At 74.4% G+C, this 21,618-nt stretch carries 15 protein-coding genes; 4 read left to right on the forward strand and 11 right to left on the reverse strand.

Annotation, left to right across the window (positions count from 1 at the left end; translation table 11 throughout):
- Window positions 1–9: 9 nt before the first annotated feature.
- Together IH61_RS0100060 and IH61_RS0100065 are read right to left on the reverse strand one after the other, a co-directional pair.
- Complete coding sequence (locus IH61_RS0100060) at window positions 10–687, reverse strand: LuxR C-terminal-related transcriptional regulator (RefSeq protein ID WP_031062893.1); 678 nt, start codon at window positions 685–687, stop codon at window positions 10–12.
- On the reverse strand, window positions 680–2,149 hold the full coding sequence (locus IH61_RS0100065; RefSeq protein ID WP_420713814.1) for a PspC domain-containing protein: 1,470 nt from the start codon (window positions 2,147–2,149) through the stop codon (window positions 680–682). Before IH61_RS0100065 ends, IH61_RS0100060 begins: the two co-directional genes overlap by 8 nt.
- Before the next feature lie 133 nt (window positions 2,150–2,282).
- Between IH61_RS0100065 and IH61_RS0100070 the strand changes: the two genes are divergently transcribed.
- Entirely contained in the window at window positions 2,283–3,701 is a 1,419-nt protein-coding gene (locus tag IH61_RS0100070) for a PspC domain-containing protein (RefSeq protein ID WP_031062897.1), read from the forward strand.
- The gene (locus IH61_RS0100075; protein ID WP_031062900.1) at window positions 3,698–3,901 is read left to right on the forward strand and encodes a hypothetical protein; all 204 of its coding nucleotides are present in this window, start codon (window positions 3,698–3,700) and stop codon (window positions 3,899–3,901) included. The genes IH61_RS0100070 and IH61_RS0100075 overlap by 4 nt, the downstream gene beginning before the upstream one ends.
- A gap of 40 nt (window positions 3,902–3,941) precedes the next feature.
- Here the strand turns inward: IH61_RS0100075 and IH61_RS49860 are convergent, their stop codons facing one another.
- The 7 genes from IH61_RS49860 to IH61_RS49435 form a co-directional block, all read right to left on the reverse strand.
- Window positions 3,942–4,967 carry a Rieske 2Fe-2S domain-containing protein gene (locus IH61_RS49860; RefSeq protein ID WP_063763108.1) on the reverse strand — a complete coding sequence of 342 codons (1,026 nt, stop codon included), beginning with the start codon at window positions 4,965–4,967 and terminating at the stop codon, window positions 3,942–3,944.
- A 188-nt stretch (window positions 4,968–5,155) separates the two neighbouring features.
- Window positions 5,156–6,751 carry a glutamine-hydrolyzing GMP synthase gene (gene guaA, locus IH61_RS0100085; RefSeq protein ID WP_031062906.1) on the reverse strand — a complete coding sequence of 532 codons (1,596 nt, stop codon included), beginning with the start codon at window positions 6,749–6,751 and terminating at the stop codon, window positions 5,156–5,158.
- A 1,073-nt stretch (window positions 6,752–7,824) separates the two neighbouring features.
- Window positions 7,825–9,780 carry a hypothetical protein gene (locus tag IH61_RS47585; RefSeq protein WP_199823247.1) on the reverse strand — a complete coding sequence of 652 codons (1,956 nt, stop codon included), beginning with the start codon at window positions 9,778–9,780 and terminating at the stop codon, window positions 7,825–7,827.
- A gap of 153 nt (window positions 9,781–9,933) precedes the next feature.
- Window positions 9,934–11,742 (reverse strand): GMC oxidoreductase, encoded by a 1,809-nt coding sequence (locus IH61_RS0100095; protein WP_031062911.1) that lies wholly within the window; start codon window positions 11,740–11,742, stop codon window positions 9,934–9,936.
- A gap of 96 nt (window positions 11,743–11,838) precedes the next feature.
- Complete coding sequence (locus IH61_RS0100100; protein ID WP_031062912.1) at window positions 11,839–13,482, reverse strand: succinic semialdehyde dehydrogenase; 1,644 nt, start codon at window positions 13,480–13,482, stop codon at window positions 11,839–11,841.
- A gap of 128 nt (window positions 13,483–13,610) precedes the next feature.
- Complete coding sequence (locus tag IH61_RS45495; RefSeq protein ID WP_051836038.1) at window positions 13,611–15,410, reverse strand: serine/threonine-protein kinase; 1,800 nt, start codon at window positions 15,408–15,410, stop codon at window positions 13,611–13,613.
- A 162-nt stretch (window positions 15,411–15,572) separates the two neighbouring features.
- Complete coding sequence (locus IH61_RS49435) at window positions 15,573–16,655, reverse strand: protein kinase domain-containing protein (protein WP_051836039.1); 1,083 nt, start codon at window positions 16,653–16,655, stop codon at window positions 15,573–15,575.
- Between the two features lie 55 nt (window positions 16,656–16,710).
- Between IH61_RS49435 and IH61_RS42360 the strand changes: the two genes are divergently transcribed.
- Window positions 16,711–17,289, forward strand: a complete 579-nt coding sequence (locus tag IH61_RS42360) for an SHOCT domain-containing protein (protein ID WP_051836040.1) — start codon at window positions 16,711–16,713, stop codon at window positions 17,287–17,289.
- A 58-nt stretch (window positions 17,290–17,347) separates the two neighbouring features.
- On the opposite strand, the gene IH61_RS0100120 is transcribed toward IH61_RS42360, so the two are convergent.
- Entirely contained in the window at window positions 17,348–19,300 is a 1,953-nt protein-coding gene (locus IH61_RS0100120) for a serine/threonine-protein kinase (RefSeq protein WP_031062919.1), read from the reverse strand.
- Window positions 19,301–19,539: 239 nt separating this feature from the next.
- Between IH61_RS0100120 and IH61_RS0100125 the strand changes: the two genes are divergently transcribed.
- Window positions 19,540–20,106 (forward strand): hypothetical protein, encoded by a 567-nt coding sequence (locus IH61_RS0100125; protein WP_031062922.1) that lies wholly within the window; start codon window positions 19,540–19,542, stop codon window positions 20,104–20,106.
- A gap of 281 nt (window positions 20,107–20,387) precedes the next feature.
- Here IH61_RS0100125 and IH61_RS0100130 read toward each other — a convergent pair whose 3' ends face one another.
- Entirely contained in the window at window positions 20,388–21,515 is a 1,128-nt protein-coding gene (locus IH61_RS0100130) for a GuaB3 family IMP dehydrogenase-related protein (protein ID WP_031062924.1), read from the reverse strand.
- Between the last annotated feature and the right edge of the window lie 103 nt (window positions 21,516–21,618).

Genomic DNA, 21,618 nt, shown 5'->3' on the forward strand with positions numbered 1-21,618 from the left:
GTGCGCCGGTCAGACCAGGCGGCGGGCGGTGGCCCAGCGGGTGAGTTCGTGGCGGTTGCTGAGCTGGAGCTTGCGCAGGACCGCGGAGACGTGGCTCTCGACCGTCTTCACGGAGATGAAGAGCTGCTTGGCGATCTCCTTGTAGGCGTAGCCCCGGGCGATCAGGCGCAGGACCTCGCGTTCGCGCTGGGTGAGGCGGTCGAGGTCCTCGTCCACGGGCGGGGTGTCGGTGGCGGCGAAGGCGTCCAGGACGAAGCCGGCCAGGCGCGGGGAGAAGACCGCGTCGCCGTCGCCGATGCGGAAGATCGCGTCGACCAGGTCGGTGCCGGTGATGGTCTTGGTGACGTAGCCGCGCGCGCCGCCGCGGATCACGCCGATGACGTCCTCGGCGGCGTCCGAGACGGACAGCGCCAGGAACTTGACCCCTCCCTGCTCGCCCATCAGCCCGGCCGAGCGGCGCAGCACCTCGACGCCGCCCCCGCCGGGCAGGTGCACGTCGAGCAGCACCACGTCCGGCCTGGTCTCGGCGACGACGCGGACCGCCGAGTCGACGTCGTCGGCCTCGCCGACCACGTCGATGCCGGTCACCTCGGTACGGCCGATCTCGGCCCTGACCCCCGTCCGGAACATCCGGTGGTCGTCCACCAGGACGACCCTCGCCGTGCGCTCCGGAGCTGCCTCAGTCATTCGTTCTCTCCATCTCCAGCTCGACCTCGGTCCCGCCGCCCGCCGCGGGCCGCACCCTGGCGGTGCCCCCGTTGCGCTTCATCCGGCCGATGATCGACTCCCGTACGCCCATCCGGTCCTCGGGCACCGTGTCGGGGTCGAAGCCGGGGCCGTGGTCGCGCACGAACACCGACACCTTCTTCCCCTCCACCTCGGCGTAGACCTGGACCGGTCCCCCGCCACCGTACTTGGCCGCGTTGACGGTCGCCTCCCTCGCGGCCTGCATCTGTGCCGCGATCCTGTCGTCCATCGGGCAGTCGCCCACGATGACCAGCTCGACGGGGACGCCGTGGCGGTCCTCGACCTCGGCGACGGCGACGCGCAGGCTCTCCGCCATGGTGTCCGGCGCGGCCTCGGCGACGGCCTCCGGGCGGTACAGCCACAGCCGCAGCTCGCGCTCCTGCGAGCGGGCCAGGCGCTGCACCTCCTTGGGGTCCTCGGCCCGGCGCTGGATCAGGGTCAGGGTGTGCAGCACCGAGTCGTGGATGTGCGCGGCGATCTCGGCGCGCTCCTGGGCGCGGATGCGGGCGGTGCGCTCGGCGTTGAGGTCCTGCCAGAGCCGCAGGCCGTACGGGCCGAGCAGCACCAGCACCCCGGCGAGCACCGCGATGGACGCCTCGATCACCGAGCCGATGGCCGAGCCGTCGCCCTGCATGGCGAGCAGCGCGATGGTGCCGGCCACCGCGAGGAGCACGCCGGCGCCGACCCGGGTGTAGGCGCCGCGCCGCCTGTTGCCCTCCTCGAGGCCGAACCAGCGCTGCCAGCGCGAGTCGTCGGCCTGACGCCACACCAGGGCGACGCCCACGCCGATCGCCAGCAGCGGCCAGGTGTACGGCTTGGCGGTCTGCCAGCCGAGCAGGTTGAGCAGGGCGATCAGGCCGACGACGGTCAGCACGAGCGCGGCCAGCTGCCCGATGCCGCCCTGCCCGCCCTTGGACGGGGTCTCGGCCTCGCCCTCCCCGGGGGCGTCGACAGGCGCGACCGGCTCGCCCTGGAGGGCGTGCTGGAGCAGCGAGCGCAGCCGTCCGACCCAACCGCCGCCCCCGGGACGGCCCTTGGTGAGCGCGCCGCTCTGCTGCCAGCTGCCGGCCGGGACGAAGACCCCGTTGACGTACGCCCACTGCGAGGCGCCGCGCCGCGCGGGCTCGCCGATGCCGATCGGCACCACGAACCAGAACGCGGCGTACAGCAGCGCGCCGATCCCCTGCGCCAGGAAGAGCAGCACGAACGCCAGCCGCACCCACCGCACCGGCAGCCCGAGGTGCAGCGCCAGTCCGTGCGCGACGCCGCCGAGCATGCGCCCGCGCGGGCTCCGGTACAGCCGGCGGTAGGGCGGGCGCCCTTCGTCGGGCGCGGCCGGGTCGGCGCCGGCCGACGGGGCGTCGGGGGCGAGGGGGCGGGGATCGGTACCGGGTGCTGCCACGCCACGATGGTTCCACGCGGGCGCCCGCGGGCGCATCAGGGTGGGGCCCTACCCGTTATCAGGGACAAGTCAGGGTGCGGACAGGGGCGCACCCGGTTGGGCCGGGCCGGGCCCAGCCGGAAGGATGGTCCCCATGACCGAGGACCAGCGCATCGAGGAGACCGGGCCCGCCTCGCCGCCCGAGGCCGAGCGCCCGCCGCTCACCAGGGCCGAGCGCCACCGCGTGGTGGCCGGCGTCTGCGGGGGCCTGGGCCGGCACCTGGACATCGATCCGGTGGTCTTCCGGGTGGTCACCGTGGTGCTCTGCCTCTCCGGTGGCCTCGGGCTGTTCCTGTACGGTCTGGCCTGGCTGGTCGTCCCGACCGAGGGCAGCACCGACGCCGACGGCCGCGGCGGGCGCACCGAGCTCCAGCGGGTGCTCACCGGCCGGGTCGACGGCCAGTCGATCGGCGCGGTGCTGCTGACGGTGATCGGCACCGGGGTGTTCTTCTCGATGATGGGCGACGGCGACCAGATGTTCCCGCTGCTGCTCCTCGCCGGGCTGGTCTTCCTCGCGGTGCGCTACGACCCCGAGCGCCGTCGCGGACGCCGTCGCGGGCGCCGCCGCGGCGGCCCGTACGACCGGATGTACCCGGACGCCGAGGCGTACCAGTGGCCCCAGCCGGGCGACGCCGAGGAGGCCCGCGCCAGGCACGCCGCCGAGCGGGCCGCCGGCACCGTCCCGGCCGACTCCCCCGTGCCCGGCCCCAGCGGCTACCTGTGGGACCCGCGCCACCCGGAGCGCAACCCGTACGGCGGCGACCCCGTCACGCCTCCGCCCGTCCCGCCGGCCCAGCCCTGGTGGCAGCGGCCGGACCTGCCCGAGGGCGACCCGCTGCGCAAGGAGGGCTCCCGCCGCCCGAGGCACCCGCGCCCGCCGCGCCCGGCCGTGGTCCGCCACCCCCGGGAGCGCTCGCCGCTCGGCTTCTTCGGCTTCCTGCTGGCGATCGGCGCGGCCGCCTCCGTCTGGTCGGTGGGCTACGGCCACACCGACGTCACCAAGCTGAGCACGCTGATGCTCTCCGCCGGGCTCCTGGTGGTCGGGCTGACCATCCTGCTCGCCGCCAAGGTCGGCCGGGCCCGCAAGCTCGCCGTGATCGGCCTGCTGATGACCCTCGCGCTGACCGTCGTCGGCCGGACGCCGCACTCGATGGACAACGCCGTCGGCGACCGCGAATGGACGGTGGCCACCGCGGGCGACCTGCGCGACCGCTACAACCTCGCGGCCGGCTCGATCCGGCTCGACCTCTCCGCGCTCGACCCGGCGGGCGCCGACCTCACCACCAAGGTCGAGGTCGGCGTCGGCCAGGTCACCATCACCGTGCCGACCGACGTCACGGTAGACGTGGAGGCCCGGGTGGGCCTCGGCAACATCAACCTCCCGGACGGCCGCTCCGACGGCACCGGGCGCCACACCTACCAGCTCGACCCGAGGGGCGGCCAAGCCTCGAAGGGCACCCTCAAACTCCGGCTCGGCATCGGGCTGGGCAACATCAAGGTGGTCCAGCAGTGAGGAAGCACCAGCTCGACGTGTTCTCGCTGATCGCGGGGGCGCTGTTCACCGTGATCTCCCTGGTGTACCTGGTCGCGGCGCTCAACGACCAGTCGGTGAACGGACGGGTCGTCATCCCGGTCGCCTTCATCGTCCTGGGCGCGGGCGGCCTGGCCGGGGCGGTGGTGGCGGTGTCACGGCGCAGCCGGGACCGGAACTAGCACAGTCCGGCGCAGCCGGGACCGGAACCAGGACCCGGCATTACGCCTGCGACTGCAGCGGCCCGAGGGTGAGCTTGTCCCCGTCCTTGGTGACGGCGTACTTCGGCAGCGGCTTCTTCGCCGGCCCGTTGACCACCGCGCCGGTGGCGGCGTCGAAGCGCGAGCTGTGGCAGGGGCAGTACAGCTGGCCGTTCTTCGGGGCGTCCACGGCGCAGCCGGAGTGGGTGCAGACCGAGGACAGGGCGCAGTACTGGCCGGCCTTGGGCTGGAGGATGTAGACGGCGTCCCCGGTGACCGGGTCCTTGACCTGGGCCGAGCCGCCGACGGGCACGCTCGCGGCCGCCACCGAGGGTGCCTCCTGCGGGGCGGCGGAGACGGGGGCGGCGGACTGCTTGGGCGCGGCCTTCTCGTCCCGCCCGTAGGTGCGGGTCAGCGAGCCGGCCAGCAGCCCGGCGCCGCCGATCGCCACGGCCGCGATGCCGCCGTCCACCAGCGCCCGGCGCCGGACGTGCTCGTCGCTCAGGCCCCGCACGCGGTCCCGCCCGGCGCGCCGGGCCAGGTAGCCGTCCACCGAGAGGTACGGCGTGCCGGCCAGCAGCAGTGGGGTCCAGGCCATCAGGTAGGCGAGGTCGTTGCCGAGGTAGTACGGGGAGACGCTCCAGCTGACGGTCAGCCAGAGGCTGAGGCTGAGCGTGGCGCCGCCGAGCGCCGCGATCCGGCCCCACAGGCCGAGCAGGGTGCCCAGGCCCACCGCCAGTTCGCCGAAGGCGATGGCCAGCGCGAACAGTGTCGGGTGGTCGAGGGCGGGGCCGAGCAGGAAGGAGATCGGGCTGCCGCCGGCCTTGGCCGCCTGGGTCTGCGAGACGAACGACGCCGCGTCGGCCGCGCCGCCCAGGTAGTGCGCGTCGGAGAGCTTGTCGAGCGCGGCGTAGACGAACGTGACGCCGAGGAAGAGCCGCAGGGGCAGCAGCGCGTACCTGGACGCGAGCGCCCGCCGCTGCGCCGCCCGGTCGGCCCGACCGGCCGCTCCCCCGTCGTCCGGCCGGGAGTTGCTGGCCTCCGACATCGCTCACACCTTCCCTCTCGGCCCGCCAGCACCTGACAGGTCCGGTCCGTATTCTGCCCGCTCCTGAACGCTTTCACTGGAACCGGGGGGCGCGAACGCCCGCGCCGCCGCTCCCCAGTACGGGAACGACGGCGCGGGTGTTCAGGCTCCGGCCTCCCCGGGCGTTCCCCGGGAGGCCGACGGGAGGGCTACTCCCACTCGATGGTGCCCGGGGGCTTGCTGGTGACGTCGACGACGACGCGGTTCACGTCGCGGACCTCGTTGGTGATGCGGGTGGAGATCTTCGCCAGCACGTCGTACGGCAGGCGCGACCAGTCCGCGGTCATCGCGTCCTCGGAGGAGACCGGGCGCAGCACGATCGGGTGACCGTAGGTGCGGCCGTCGCCCTGCACGCCCACGCTGCGGACGTCGGCGAGCAGCACGACCGGGCACTGCCAGATCTCGCGGTCCAGACCGGCCGCGGTCAGCTCCTCGCGGGCGATCGCGTCGGCGTCGCGGAGCAGGTCCAGGCGCTCCCGGGTGACCTCGCCGACGATCCGGATGCCCAGGCCCGGGCCCGGGAACGGCTGGCGCTGGACGATCTCCTCCGGCAGGCCCAGCTCCTGGCCGACCATCCGGACCTCGTCCTTGAACAGCTTGCGCAGCGGCTCGACCAGCTGGAACTGGAGGTCCTCGGGCAGGCCGCCGACGTTGTGGTGGGACTTGATGTTGGCGGTGCCGGTGCCGCCGCCCGACTCCACCACGTCCGGGTACAGGGTGCCCTGGACGAGGAAGTCGACCGACTGGCCGTGCTCGCCGGCCTCGGCGATGATCTCGGCCTGCGCCTGCTCGAACACGCGGATGAACTCGCGGCCGATGATCTTGCGCTTCTCCTCGGGGTCGGTGACCCCCTTGAGCGCGGTCAGGAAGCGCTCGGAGGCGTCGACGACCTTCAGCTGCACGCCGGTGGCGGCGACGAAGTCCTTCTCGACCTGCTCGGTCTCGCCCTTGCGCATCAGGCCGTGGTCGACGTAGACGCAGGTCAGCTGGTCGCCGATGGCGCGGTTGACCAGGGCCGCGGCGACGGCGGAGTCCACGCCGCCGGACAGGCCGCAGATGGCGCGCTTGTCGCCGACCTGCTCGCGGATCAGGGCGATCTGCTCCTCGACCACGCTGCCGGTGGTCCAGGTGGGGGCGATGCCGGCGCCGCGGTAGAGGAAGTGCTCCAGGATCTGCTGGCCGTGGTCGGAGTGCAGCACCTCGGGGTGGTACTGGACGCCGTACAGCTTCGCCTCGTCGTTCTCGAAGGCCGCGACGGGCACGAGGTCGGTGGAGGCGGTGACGGTGAAGCCCTTCGGGGCCGCCGAGCAGGCGTCGCCGTGCGACATCCACACCGAGTGCTCCGCCGGGACGCCCTCGAACAGGGTGGAGCCGGTGCGGGAGACCGTCAGCGGGGTGCGGCCGTACTCGCGGGCGCCGTTGTTGTCGACGGTGCCGCCGAGGGTCTTCGCCATCAGCTGGAAGCCGTAGCACATGCCGAAGACCGGGACACCGGCCTCGAAGATCGCGCGGTCGAGCTGCGGCGCGCCCTCCTCGTAGACCGAGGACGGGCCGCCGGACAGGATGATCGCCTTCGGGTTCTTGGCGAGCATCTCGGCGACCGGCATGCTGCTCGGCACGATCTCGCTGTAGACCCGCGCCTCACGCACCCGACGGGCGATGAGCTGGGCGTACTGGGCGCCGAAGTCGACCACCAGGACGGGGTCGTTGTCCGGCAGGGACTGGCTGGGAATTGCAGAGGACACAGACGGCCTTCCGGCAGCGGTATCGAGGTGTCGCGCCGGACCGTCTCCCCGGCGGGGGTGTCGGCGGCGGACGGGTGTGGGGTGTCTGGACACCGATTCTACCGGGCTGTCCGGTTTCACTCGTCTGCCCGTCCGAGCGACCGTGACCGGGCGGGGCCGCGGTTCGTTGCTTCCTACGACCGCACGGCCCGCGCCGCGCCCGCCAGACGCGCCGCCCCACGCCCCCGGCCGGGGGCATCGCCGTACGGACTGCAGGACCACGCGTGGAGCTTCACACCAGTCCACCGGCGCATGTGGCGCCGCCGACCCCGGCCCCGCCGGGCAGGGCGGCGCCGTGGGACCGTGCGCGGGTGCCGCGGCCGGCCAGCAGGGGACAGCGACCCCGGCCGCGACTGGGCCGAGAGGTGGGACGGCCGGCGCCGGGGACGCCCGGGGCCGACCGTCGCACCCCCGGCGCACTTCTGTCGCGCCCTTGCGCCGCTACGCGCGTCCCCGTGCGCCGCAACCGTGCGCACCGCTACGCACCGTGATCATCCGTGTCGGCCCCGAGGGCCGTCCGAAGGCCCCCTCACGGCATCCGCACAGAATCCGACCGGGACCGTTCGAGAGGCCCCGCGGTAAACGAACTGCGGCGAACTGTGCCGAATCGGTTGCAGAGCAGGCCCTCCGTCCAGCACGATGCTGCGTGTGAACGGTTCACCCGACAGGCCGAACGGCCTTCGGAGTGGCCCGCCGACGCCGTCGCCCAGGGAGGCGGATGTCGGCGATCAGCTCACGCTCCGTAAGTGACGGGTGGCGCGCACCAGCGCACGGACCGTCGCGAAGGGAGCGCGTGCGCCCCGCACCCCGGCCACCCACGCCGGAGCCGCGGCGGGGCCCCGAGACCGACCGACACGACGGCGCTCCTCCCCCGGCGCCGTCACCGCAGCACCGGCGCGGCCCTGACGCCGAGTGCTGAGCGACAAAGGGCCCCGTTCCCCCGCGGGGCCCTTTGCCCTTTCCCCGACCGCTCCAGGACGCACGAAACCGGGGCCGGTGTCGTCACACCAGCCCCGGCCCCGGCCCCGACCGCGTCAGGGGTGCTTGCGCCAGACCTCCGGGTCGACCGGCTCCTCGGCCGGCCGCGCGTCCGCCGGAGCGGGTGCATCCGCCGGCGCGGGTGCGGGCGCGGGAGCGTGCGAGCCGAGCACCTCGCCGACCCCGGCCGCGGCGGCCGGAGCCGCCTCGGGCGACGGAGCCGGAGCGGGCACCGGCGGCTGCGGGGTGATGTCCTGCGGCCCCGCCGCCTGCGCCGGGAAGCCGTACCCGGGAGCGGCCGGCGGGTACGCCGCCTGCGGCGGCACCGGCTGGCCGGCGTACGTCGCACCGCCCTCGGGCCCGTAGGGCGCGCCGCCGTACGGATCGGCGTAGGGAGCGGCCCCGTACGGTGCGGCCCCGTACGGTGCGGCCCCGCCGCGGCCCATCGCCAGCAGCGGCGGGATCAGCAGCGCGCCGACGGCCGCCCAGATCGCGCTCGCCAGCAGCACGGTCCCGAAGCTCAGGCCGAGCGACATCTCCTGCGACATCGTCGAGCGCGCCGAGGAGGTCCACCCGGTCATGGTCATCGAGTTCTTCATCGCCACGCCCGCCGCCGCGGTCACCGCTGTGAGCACCACCGCGTGGACGGCCGCCAGGCGCACCCGGTCCACCGTGTCCAGCCGGCGCCGGTGCGCCGCCCAGCCGAGCGCGATCGCCGAGACGATCGCCGCCACGCCCGTCCAGCGCCAGTCCGCGGTGAGGTCGTGCAGGTCGAAGAAGGAGTACTCGACGTTGTGGGTGTACGGGCCCCGCAGGGCGGAGGAGGATTCGCCGTTGTCGGCGAGGGAGAAGCCCTGGAGGGTCGCCCCCGAGCCGAAGCCGAGGATCAGCAGGCCCATGTTGGGCATGAAGGCGAACGCCGCCGCGACCTGCCAGCCGTTGTCGGAGTTGCTCGCGGCCACGATGAGGCCGGCCACCGAGGCGAGGCCCCAGGTCAGGGCGAGCGCCTGGCCCGCCGTCAGCGCCGCCACCGCCCAGCCGCGCACGGCCCGGCTGCGCCAGGCGGCCCAGCGCAGCGCGTCGGTGCCGTAGACCGCGAAGGCCACCAGGAAGGCGAACAGGGCCGTCCAGGCCAGTGCCTGCGCCCAGCCGGACTCCATGAAGACCTCGATGCCCGAGGACTTGGAGTTGCGGCCGCCGGAGCCGTAACCACCGGACCCGTAGATGTCGGAGCCGTAGGTGCGCGAGCCGTTCGCCGGGGACCAGGTCGTCCCGGAGACCAGACCGAGGACCACCGTCACCGCGGTCATCACCAGGGTGGTGCGCAGCGCCTCGCCGAACGCCTGGCCCCGGGTCAGCTGTGCGCCGTCGCCCTTGCGGCGGCGCACACCGGCGCGCACGCCGAGCCAGAGCAGGAGGAGCCAGACCACGGTGACGGCCATCGGCACCGCGGTGAACTCGAACTGCGTGCCATGGCCGAGCGCGCCGGCGCTGCGGGTGCCGGCCCTCAGCGGCGCGCCGAGCGCGTTGAGGGTGACGGCGAGCCCGGCGGTGAAGCGGTCGCCGAAGCCGGGGGTGTCGGCTCCCCTGCTGCCGCTGCCGAAGGAGCCGGTGGTCGCCTCGTTGGCCGCGTTGTCCGTGGGGATGGCCAGGGCCAGCGCCAGCAGGAGCAGCAGCACGGTCGGCGCGACGGCCGCCTTGAGCACCGGGCGCCAGTCCCCGCCCAGCCAGCGCTGGAAGGGCGAGCGCTCGTACGAGGGCCGGTACGGCTGCCCGGCGCCCCACGGGCCCTGGGGCTGGGCCTGGGGTCCGTAGCCGGGCGGGGGCGGCGGGTAGCCCGCCCCGGGCGGCGGCGGGTAGCCGGGGCCGCCGGGTGGGGGTGCGTACTGGGGAGCGGGCGGCGGCACGGGAGGCACCGCGGCCGCGGCCGGCGGGGCCGCGGGCCGTCCGCAGGCCGCGCAGACCGGCGATCCCTCCACCGAAGCCGCGCCGCACCATGCGCAATTGGTCATGAACCGCTTTCCCCCCGCTCGACGAGATTCCTGGTCCCCCCAGGGAGCCCGTTTATCCCACCGGACCCGAACCGGTGTCAACCGAGAACGCCGGCAGGAGGTTTAGCCTGCTGAGAGCCCTGCCCGCCGTGGTCCGGGCCGTCACTCAGTCGCTCAGTCGCTCTTCTTCGGGACGGCCGGCACGGGCAGCAGCGGCAGCCTCAGCGCCCCGAAGGCGTCCTTGGGCACCGCCGGGCTCAGCGGCTCGACCCCGGCGACCCGCCGGTAGGGCTCGCCCTGTTCCGGGCGCCGGTCGGCCTCGCCCTTGTTGGGCCACATCGACAGGGCGCGCTCGGCCTGCGCGGTGATCGTCAGCGAGGGGTTGACGCCGAGGTTGGCGGAGACGGCGGCGCCGTCCACCACGCTGATCCCGGGGTGGCCGTAGAGCCGGTGGTACGGGTCGACGACGCCGGTCTCCGGGGAGTCGCCGATCGCGCAGCCGCCGAGGAAGTGGGCGGTCATCGGGATGTCGAAGATCTCGCCGACGGTGCTGCCGGGGAAGCCGTTGATCTCGTCGGCCAGCGCCTGGGCGCCCTTCTCGGCGGCCGGGATCCAGGTCGGGTTGGGCTCGCCGTGGCCCTGGGTGGAGGTGAGCCGGGGCTTGCCGAGCGGGCCCTTCTTCAGCGAGACGGTGATGGAGTTGTCCAGGGACTGCATCACCAGGCCGATGATCGTCTTCTCGGACCACCGGTGCTGGTTCATCGAGCGCGCGAACGTCACCGGGTGCAGCGCCGAGTTGCCCAGGTAGCGCAGCCAGCGCGGCACCCGGCCGCCGCCCTTGACCTGGGCGATCGACAGGGCGCCCATCGCGTTGGAGCCCTTGCCGTAGCGGACCGGCTCGATGTGGGTGTTGGCGTCCGGGTGGATCGAGGAGGTGATCGCGACGCCCTTGGTGAAGTCCGTCTTCGTCCCGTAGCGGCGGTCGGTGGTCTGGGCGCCCACCAGGGCTTCGGAGTTGGTGCGGGTCAGCTCGCCGAGCCGGGCGGAGATCCGGGGCAGGTGGCCTGCGTCGCGCATCCGGTGCAGCAGCGACTGGGTGCCGTAGGTGCCGGCCGCGACGACGACCCGGGCGGCGGTGATCGTCCGCGCGCCGGCCTTGACCCGGTCCGTCTTCGAGCGGGAGTCGGTACGGCGGACGTCGACCGCGTAGCCACGGCCCTCGGCGCCGTCCCCCAGCTCCCTGATCCGGGCCACCGTGGTCAGCGGGTGGATCTCGGCGCCGCCCTTCTCGGCCAGGTACAGGTAGTTCTCGGTGAGCATGTTCTTGGCGCCGTGCCGGCAGCCGGTCATGCACTCGCCGCACTCCACGCACGCCTTGCGCGCCGGGCCCGCGCCGCCGAAGTACGGGTCGGCGACCTCGCAGCCCGGCGCGGCCGCCGCACTGCCGTCGGAGTCCGAGCCGTCGCCGAAGAAGACCCCGACCGGCGCCAGGTGGAAGGTGTCACCGACGCCCATCTTCTCTGCGGCCGCCTTGAGGTGGACGTCGGAGGGGGTGACGGTCGGGTTGAGCCGGACACCGAGCATCCGCTGCGCCTGGTCGTAGAACGGCGCCAACTCCTCCTGCCAGTCGGTGATGTGGCGCCACTGGCGGTCCTCGAAGAACGTCTTCGGCGGCACGTACAGGGTGTTGGCGTAGTTCAGCGAGCCGCCGCCGACCCCGGCACCCGCCAGGATCAGCACGTTGGCCAGCAGGTGGATGCGCTGGATGCCGTACAGGCCGAGACCGGGCGCCCACAGGTAGTTCGGCAGGTCCCAGGAGTCGCGCGGCAGTTCGTCGCGCTCGAAGCGCCGGCCGGCCTCCAGTACGGCGACCCGGTACCCCTTCTCGGTCAGCCGCAGGGCGGCCACCGAACCGCCGAAGCCCGAACCGACCACGACCACGTCGTAGTCGAACTCCGCCGCCGCACCGTCGGACTCCACCATCTGCCCTGCCCCTTCGAGGTCGTACCCGCCCGCCGCGGGCGCGCACCCGCCCACGGCCCTACCGAAGCCCTGGAAGCCCTGGAAGCCCTGGAAGCCCTACTTGAAGCGCAGCGCCTTGAGCGCCCGCAGCCCGCTCGTCATCACCGCGGCGAACTTCTCGTCGTCGAGGCCGAAGGAGGGCGCGATCGGCATCACCCGCTGGGTCGCGATGGTCTGCGCCTCGGTGAAGCGCAGGATGCCCTCGGCGCCGTGGCGGCGGCCGAGCCCGGAGTCGCCCATGCCGCCCATCGGCGCGCCGACCGAACCGTAGGTGGCCGCGTACGCCTCGTTGACGTTGACGGTGCCGGTGCGCAGCCGCGCCGCGACCGACCGGCCGCGCCGGTGGTCCCGCGTCCAGACGCTGGAGTTCAGGCCGTACGGCGTGGAGTTGGCGGCCGCGACCGCCTCGTCCTCGGTGTCGAAGCGGTAGACCGAGACCACCGGGCCGAAGGTCTCCTCGGAGCAGACGGCCATCTCCGGGGTCACCCCGTCGAGGATGGTCGGCTCGAAGAAGTACGGGCCGAGGTCGGGCCGGGCCCGGCCGCCCGCCAGCACGGTGGCGCCCGCCTTGACGGCCTCCTCGACGTGCCGGGTGGTGGTGTCCAACTGCCGTACGGAGACCAGCGAGCCCATGTCGGCGCCGTAGGCGAGCCCGCCGCCCAGGCGCAGCGCCCGGGTGCGGGCGGCGAAGCGCTCCAGGAAGTCGTCGGCCACCGAGCGGTGCACCAGCAGCCGCTCGATGGAGATGCACAGCTGCCCGGCGGAGGAGAAGCAGGCCCGGACGGCCCCGGCGGCGGCCGCGTCCAGGTCGGCGTCGGAGAGCACCAGCATGGCGTTCTTGCCGCCGAGTTCGAGCGAGGCACCGACCAGCCGGGCGGCGGCGCGCTGGGCGACGTCGCGGCCGGTGCGGGTGGAGCCGGTGAAGGAGACGTAGTCGGCGTGCTCCACCACGGCGGGGCCGACCACCGGGCCGTCGCCGATCACGATCTGCCACAGGTCGGCGGGCAGCCCGGCCTCGATCAGCAGCTCGCGGGCCCACAGGGCGGTCAGCGCGGTCTGGGTGTCGGGCTTGTTGACGACGGCGTTGCCGGCCACGAAGGCGGGCAGGGCGTCGCCGACGGACAGCTCCAGCGGGTAGTTCCAGGGCGAGATGTGGCCGATGACGCCCTTGGGGCGGCGGGCCTCGACGGCGTGGGTGAGCACGGGCAGCGCGCCGCCGCGCCGCTTGTCCTTGAGGTAGCCGTGGGCGGCGCGCCCGTAGTGCCGGGCGGCCATGGCGACGGCCAGCACCTCCTCGAAGGCGTGCAGCCGGGCCTTGCCGGTCTCCGCCTGGATGAGGTCGAGCACCTCGTCCTGCCGCTTGAGCAGCAGGTCGTGGAAGCGCAGCAGGACGGCGGCCCGGCGGCGCACCGGCAGCGCGGCCCAGGCCGGCTGGGCGCGGCGGGCCAGCTCGTAGGCCACCTCGACGTCCGCGGTGCTGGACTGCGGCAGGCCCGCCAGCCGTTCGCCGGTCAGCGGGGCGACGGTCTCCACGAGGTCCGGCTCGCCGGTGGCCGTGATGCCCGCGGCCAGCCGGGCGACCAGCGACGGCGGGACGGCCGAGGAGACGGTGCGCCCGCCGCCGGGGGCGGGCGGGTTGCCGCCCGAGGGGGCGGTGCCGGGGTGTTCGGGGGCCACTGCGTCTGCTGAGAGGTCCGACATACGGCGCAGCCTAGGCGTTCGGCGCCCGACGCGGTACCCATGGGTAACAAGAATCTGCCGCAGTCGGTCCCAACCCGGCGAAAAGGGGCCCGGGCGAACGGGTCACCCTCAGCGGGTCGGGGTGAACCTCAGCGGGTCGGGGTGAAGCCGTTGAGCACCGTGGTGAACCGCTGGTACGCCTCGTTCCACTCGTTGCCCTTGTCGGGGCTGGAGGAGTAGATCGCGTAGCCGGTGCCGTTCTCGTCGATGAACTCGGCCTCGATCGCGCGTCTGCGGCCGCCCTCCTTGGCGAGGTAGCTGAACTCCCAGACGGCGGCCTCGTGGCCGTTGACCCCGGCGCTCGCCAGCCGGTGCTGCTTGTAGTCCTTGAGGGACTTGGAGACGTCGCCCTCCAGCTGCTTCATGTGCTCCATCGGCTTGACCGACTGCCCGACGGTGACGGCGAACTGCAGGTAGTGGACCTTGTTGTCCGGGGTGTAGAAGATCTGGTTGCCGTCCGGGGAGGTGGCCCGCGCCCAGGCGGGGGCCGCGGTCGGCAACGGGAAGCGGAAGCCGGCCGGGTCGTCGGCCCAGCGGTAGCCGCCGGGCAGGGTCGTCAGCGGGCCGGAGGAGTTGGTCGGGTCCGGCCGCTCGAGGGTGGTGGTCGGGGCGGGGTCGGCGACGGCGTCCGGGCCGGCCGTGTGCCGGGTGAGGAAGTAGGTGGCCCCGGCGGCCAGGACCCCGACGGCCAGCCCGATGGCGGCCAGCTTGAGCGCGTTGCGGCGCCGGGCGGGGCCGCGCGCGGGCGTGACGGGGTACACCACCGGCGCGATGGGCGCGGTGTGCGCCTGCCCCGAGGCGAGCGCGCCCCCCATCGTGTCCGCAGCGGTCGGAACGCCGGTCGGGACAGCGGTCGGGACGGCAGTCTGGACGCCGGTCGGAACGGCAGTCGGAACGGCGGTCGAGGAGCCGGGCGTGCGCTGCTCGGTCGCCTCCTCCTCCGCCGGGGCCTCGGGCTCCGCCGACTCCGTGCGGTCGCCGCGGTCCACCACCGGCACCGACTGGGTGGGCATGCGCACCGGCGCGACGGACTTCAGGCCGATGGTGTGCCCGGCCCGCACCTCGGCGAGCATCCGCGCGGCCTCGTCGGCGGTCGGCCGCTCGGCCGGGTCCTTGGCCATCAGCGCGGCCAGGACGGGCCCCAGCGGCCCGGCCCGGCGCGAGTCCGGCAACGGCTCGTCGACGACGGCGGCCAGCGTGGTGATCGGCGAGTCCCGGCGGAACGGCGAGCGCCCCTCGACGGCCGCCCACAGCGTGGCCCCCAGACCCCACAGGTCGGAGGCCGGCCCGGGCCGCTCGCCCTGGGCGCGCTCGGGCGCCAGGTAGTCCGGGGAGCCGACGAGGTCGCCCGGCCTGGTCAGCTCGGTGGAGCCCTCGTACGTCGCGATGCCGAAGTCCAGCAGCACCACCCGACCGGTGCCGCGCTCCAGCAGTACGTTGGCCGGCTTGACGTCGCGGTGCAGCACGCCGAGCTGGTGGCCCCGGTGCAGCGCGGCGAGCACCTGGCTGCCGACCTCGGCGGCGGCGCGCGGCTGCAGGGTGCCGTCCTGGCTGATCACGTCGGCCAGCGAGCGGCCGTCGACCAGCTCCATCACGATCCACGGCCGGCCGTCCTGCTCCAGCACGTCGTGCACGGTGATCACACCGGGGTGCTTGATCCGGGCGGCGGCGCTGGCCTCGCGCTTCATCCGCGCGTGCAGGATCTGGAGCTCCTCCTCGGGCAGGTGGTTGACCGTCAGCTCCTTGACCGCCACCTCGCGGTCCAGCATCCGGTCCCAGGCCCGCCAGACGGTGCCCATCCCACCCCGGCCGAGCCGGTCGCCGAGCTCGTACCGCCCGGCAAGCAACCGCTCCGCCTCGGCCGCCTCCGGCCGGTCCTGCACGCCCATCGGCGACCGAGCCTCTCTCTCATCCGCCTGCCGTCACCGCGACGGGGAGGCCCGGTACGGACCACTGTTCGAACAAATCCCAGACACACATTAGGCGCACCTTGCCGGGCCCGGTAATCACGTCCGGAGGGCGAACGGTGCGTGCCCCGCCCGCCGGGGCCGTCAGCCTGCGAACAGCACCACCGCGGCCACCCCCAGCGCCAGCAGCACGAACACTCCCCCCACCAGCAGCGGCCCCAGAAGGGCCGGCGGTATCCGGGGCGGTTTCGCCGCCCGCCCGCCGCCCTCCACCGGAGCGGGTCGGGTCCTGCGCCCGCGCGGGCGTGTCGGCACCGGCAGCGCCACCGGCTTGAGCACCACGTCGCGCGACGGCCCGTCCGCCTCCACCGGCTCGGGCGCCCCCGACAGCAGCGCCGCCAGCTCCCGCTGCACGGCCTCGGCGCCCGGCCGCTGCCCCGGGTCGGGCCGCACCAGCCGCTCGACCAGCGGCGCCAGCGGGCCGCACACCGCCGCCGGCTCGCGCCGCCCGTCCCGTACGGCCGTCACCAGCTCCGGCACCCCGCCCTCCGGGAACGGCGAGCGGCCGGTGACCATCCGCTGCACCAGCACCCCGAGCGCCCAGCAGTCCCCCGCCGGGCCGCCGTCCAGCGGCCAGCGCTCGGCCACCGCCCCGACCAGGGCGGCCCGCACGTCGTAACGTCTGCGCCCGCCCGGCCCGCCGAGGTCCTCGGCCATGGCCTCCTCGGCGACCCCGGCGAGCAGCCCGCCGAGCATCGCCGCGCCGTCCTCGCAGACCAGCACCGTCTCGGCGGTGAGGTTCCCGTGGGTCAGCCCGGCCTCGTGCAGCGCGCGCAGCGCCCCGGTGAGGTCCGCCGCCAACTCGGCCGCCCGGTACGGCGGTACGGGCCCGGCGGCGAGCAGCTCGGCCAGCGAGCGCCCGGCCGGGCGCTCCTCCACCGTCCACAGCAGCTCGCCCTCGACGAAGGCCCCGACCCCGCGCAGCAGCCTCGGGTGCCAGGTCGGCGCCACCGAACCGGCCTTCGCCACCCGGCGCACCAGCCGGTCGGCCTGGGCGGGCACCGGGTCGTCGAACTCCTGAACGGCGGTCAGCAGGGCGGGCAGCTCCAGGGCGCGCATCAGCACCGACTCGCCCGTCCGCTCGTCCACCGCGAGGGCGCGCAGCGGTTCGGGACGGTCCGTCAGCCGGTACCGTCCTGCCAACAACTGCCCGGCGCCGCCTCGCATGCCAGTTCCTCTCGTCACCGAGCAGCCTACTGAGCGGTTCCTCTACGCTCGGCCCATGGACTGGACCGATCTGATCGACACCGCCTTCAAGGTGGCGGGCAACAGCAGCCAAACCAACCGGGCCGAAGCCGTCCGCTCGGTCGAGGCGGCCGTCATCGACGGCGAACTGCCGGTCGCCTCCACGGCCGGGCGCCACCCCGACCACTTCCGCAGGGGTGTGCTGGTCCTCACCACCCATCGGCTGCTCTTCCTGAAGGACGGAAAACCGCCGGTCCCGGTTCCGCTTCCGGCCGTCACCGACGCCACCGTCAACCGGACCAAGTTCAACGGCGAGGTGCTCACCGTCGTCGCGCTCACCGGCGCGCACCGCTTCGAGGACGTCATCAAGGCCGAGGTCTTCGCCGAGCAGGTCCGCGAGGCCGCCCGCAACGCCCGCGCCGCCTCCACCCCGCGCCCGGCCGCCGCCCCGGCCGCCGCCGCGCCGACCGACGCCGCGCCCGCCGAGCTGTCGACCGGTGAGCTGTCGGCGGGCGACCAACTCCTCGGCCAGCTCGAGCGGTTGGCCGCCCTCCACACCTCCGGCGCCCTCACCGACGAGGAGTTCAGCCGCGCCAAACAGCGCCTGATCGGCTGAGCCGCCCGATCGCCGGGCGTGCCACGGGAGTTCGCGGCCCGCCCGGTTCGGTGCACCGCTACGGGGCCGGCTGGAAGCTGTTGAACACCGTGTCCCGCGCGGACGCCTGGGCCGCCCACTGGGCGTCCGGAACGATCCAGTAGATCGAGTAGCCGTACTTGGCCGGACTGCCCGTCACGAAGCCCCGGTTGAGCGAGTGCGTCCTGGGCGTCCCGTTGGTCCACTCCCAGTCCGCCGCGTTCGTCCAGTCCCGGTAGGTGATCGCCGCCAGGTTCAGCCGCTGGTAGTTGGTGACCTGCCCGCGCACGCCGGCCTCGGAGCCCTGCCAGTCGGCGAGGGCGCTCGGGCCGGGCGAGGTGGTCCACTCGAAGCGCAGCTGGCTGCCGTCCGCCGGGTTCTTGAAGATCCGCCGGTTGCCGGAGTCCGAATCGGCCGGCTGCAGCCAGTCCGGCAGGAGGACGGAGAAGCCGCTCGGGTCCTTGTACTCGTGGAACCCGGCGGGCACGGCCGGGGCCGGCGGCTGCGCCGGGGGCTGTGCGGCCGTCGTGGCGGCGGGCGGCGCCCCGGTCTCCGAGGCGGCACCGGTGGCCGGAGGGGCCACCGGAGGCGGCGTCGTCGCGGCGGGCGTGCCCGCGGGCTCGGTGGCGGAGGCCCCGGGGGCGCTCGGCACGACCGGCGCCGCCGCCGGAGCGCTCGCCCCGGCGCTGTTCGTCCCCGCGCTGGTCGTCCCGGCGCCGTTCGTCCCGGCCCCGTCGGCACCGCCGTCGCCGCTGCCGACCGCCCGCACCACCGCGACCACCCCGGCGATCAGCAGCAGCACCAGCACCACGGTGACCACCGCCAGCCGCCGCCGGCCCTTGCGCGGGTCCGCCCCGGCCGCCTGGGTCGCGCCCATCGTCCACTCGCTGGTCACCGGCCGGATCGGATCGGCCGCCGGAGCGGGCGCCGCCTCCGAAGCCTCCGCCGGTGCAGCGGGTACGGCCTCGGCGGCCGGCTCGGCCGGTCCGGCAGGCTCCGCGTCCTTCGCCCTGCTGCCCACCCGGACGGTCCCCAGCAGCCCGCTGATGCTCCGCCGGGGCTCGGGCTTCACCGGCTCGGACTCGACGTCCTTCTTCCCGGCCTCCTCGGCGGCCGCGACCGGCACGGCCGACTCCGTCGTCGACTCCGCCTTGGCGGTGGCCTCCGCCACCACCCGCCTGAGCATCGACCGGGTCTGCGAGGCGTCCAGCCGCTCGGCCGGGTCCTTCTCCAGCAGCCCCTCGATCACCGCCAGCAGCGGCCCCGCGTTCTCCGGCGCGGTCAGCTCCTCGGTCATCACCGCCGTGAGCGTGGCCAGCGCCGACCCCCGGTCGTACGGCGGGCGCCCCTCGACCATCGCGTACAGCGTGCCGCCCAGCGACCACAGGTCGGCCGGCGGCCCGGGCTTCTGCCCGCGCGCCCGCTCGGGGGATATGTACGAGGGCGCGCCGACGAGCATCCCGGTGGAGGTGACGGACGCGTCGCCCTCCACGCTGGCGATGCCGAAGTCCGTCAGCACCACCCGGCCGTCATCGCCGATCAGCACGTTGGACGGCTTCACGTCGCGGTGGAGGATGCCCAGCGCGTGCGCGGCGCTCAGCACGCCGAGCACGTCGAGCGCGATCTCGGCGGCCCGCGCGGGCGCCAGCGGCCCGTCCTCGCGGACGACGTCGGCCAGGGAGCGGGACTCGACCAGCTCCATGACGATCCACGGCCGGTCGTCCTCCTCGACCACGTCGAAGACGGTCACCGCCGAGGCGTGCCGGATCCGCGCGGTCGCCTTGGCCTCGCGCAGCGTCCGGACGATCAGCCGGTGCTTCTCCTCCTCGTCGACGCTGGCGTTCATCCGCAGTTCCTTGACCGCGACGGTCCGGCCCAGCATCTCGTCCTCGGCGCGCCAGACGGTGCCCATACCCCCGCGGCCGAGCACCGCGTTCAGCCGGTATCGGCCCGCCAGGAGGCGGCCGTCGGTGGAACCCTGCGCCTGGGTCATTCGGAACGTTCCCCCATGTGCTGCTGGCGGTCGTGGTGACGGCGCATCGGCCCGACACCGAAGCCTCCATCATCCCCTGTCCCCACCGGTCGAGACCACCCACCCCCCGTCGCAAGTCGGACGAACCGGAGCGCTTGCGGCGCTCCGTGCCCGATCTGTGATCGAAAACTCGCCGAGAACCGCCCGGAACGCTGCTACCGTTCGGCAGCTCATCGTCTTTCCGGGGGGATCGGACGCCCATGACCGCACCCACACCGGGCGCTGACGACCAGTCGGCCCGGCCCCTGACCGCGCAGCACTACACGGTCGCGGCGCTCCCGCCGTCCCCCGAGGGATACGCCGCCCCGGGCATGCCCGGCGCCCCGGTCCCCACCCAGGAGGCGGACTCCCCCACCCGCCACCGGGCCACCCCCCGCCACCGCCCCACCACCGCGATCCTCACGGCCCTGCTCGCCGCCCTCCTCGGCGGCCTGGCGTACGGCTTCGCCCCGCTGCGCGCCGCCGACACCCTCGGCTGGCTCGCCATCGCGCTGGCCGGCCTGGTCGCCCTCCCCCTCGGCCGCCTGGGCGGCCCCTCCCGCGCGTTCCCGCCACTGGGCGCCCTCCTGGCCGCCGCCGCGCTCCTCCTCGGCCAGCTCACCCAGCACCTGCGCCAGGTCCACGCCGACGGCCCCGGCCCGGCGGGCCTCCTCCACGACACCCTGACCACCTGGCGCGCCGACCTGCGCCCCCTGGACCTGGCCTTCTACGCCATCGCCCTCATCGGCGGCCACCTCCTCACCCACCGCGCCGCCGCCCGCTCCTAACCCAGCGGCCGCGCGGGCTTCGCCCTGCGCGGCCGCAACACCCCAGCCCCACGACCCACCCCCAGCGAGAGGGACGCGCTGCGGAAGGGGGCGGTGGAGGGAGTGGCCCGGAGCGGGGCGTTGCGGGTGATTTTCAGACTGCCAACGGCGGCCAACCCCCACCCACAGAGTCGGCAGTCTGAAAATCATCCAGCCCCTCGGAGCGGCCACCCCCGGAGCCGCCCCGGCACCCACCCTCCCGAGAGCCCCCACCCAACGACCCACCCCCACCCCGCTCTCGCTCAGCGGTGGTTGAGCGCCGGGTTCACCGTCACCTCGACGCGCTGGAACTCCTTGAGCTCCGTGTACCCCGTGGTCGCCATCGCCCGGCGCAGCGCGCCGAACAGGTTCATCGTCCCGTCCGGGGTGTGCGACGGACCGGTGAGGATCTCCTCGGTGGTGCCGACCGTGCCCAGGTCCACCCGCTTGCCGCGCGGCAGCTCGTCGTGGACGGCCTCCATGCCCCAGTGGATGCCCTTGCCCGGGGCGTCCGTCGCCCGGGCCAGCGCCGCGCCGATCATCACCGCGTCCGCGCCGCAGGCGACGGCCTTCGGGATGTCGCCGCTGTAGCCCACGCCGCCGTCGGCGATCACGTGCACGTAGCGGCCGCCGGACTCGTCCATGTAGTCGCGGCGGGCCGCGGCCACGTCCGCGACGGCGGTGGCCATCGGCACCTGGATGCCCAGGACGTTGCGGGTGGTGTGGGCGGCGCCGCCGCCGAAGCCGACGAGCACGCCGGCCGCACCGGTCCGCATCAGGTGCAGCGCGGCGGTGTACGTGGCGCAGCCGCCGACGATCACCGGCACGTCGAGCTCGTAGATGAACTGCTTGAGGTTGAGCGGCTCGGCGGCGCTGGAGACGTGCTCGGCCGAGACGGTGGTGCCGCGGATGACGAAGACGTCGACGCCGGCGTCCACCACGGCCTTGGAGAACTCGGCGGTGCGCTGCGGCGACAGCGCGGCGGCGGTGACGACGCCGGAGTCGCGGACCTCCTGGATGCGCTGCTTGATCAGCTCGGCCCGGATCGGCGCGGCGTAGATCTCCTGGAGGCGGCGGGTCGCGGCGGCCTCGTCGGTGATCGTCGCGATCTCGTCGAGCAGCGGCTGCGGGTCCTCGTAGCGGGTCCAGAGACCTTCGAGGTTCAGCACACCGAGACCGCCGAGCCGGCCGATGGCGATGGCCTGCTGAGGCGAGACCACGCTGTCCATCGGGGCTGCGAGGAACGGCAGCTCGAAGCGGTAGGCGTCGATCTGCCAGGCGATCGAGACCTCCTTCGGGTCCCGCGTACGACGGCTGGGGACGACGGCGATGTCGTCGAAGGAGTACGCCCGGCGGCCGCGCTTGCCTCGCCCGATCTCGATCTCAGTCACTTCGAGCCCTTCTGGTTTGTTGCTCATGCCCGCCGGGTCACCCCCGGCCGCAGCTCAGTATCCCAAATGGGACGGGTACCCGCCCGGACGGCCCGGCCCCCGG

This window comes from Streptomyces sp. NRRL WC-3742 (genome assembly GCF_000720635.1).
Taxonomy (GTDB): Bacteria; Actinomycetota; Actinomycetes; order Streptomycetales; family Streptomycetaceae; genus Kitasatospora.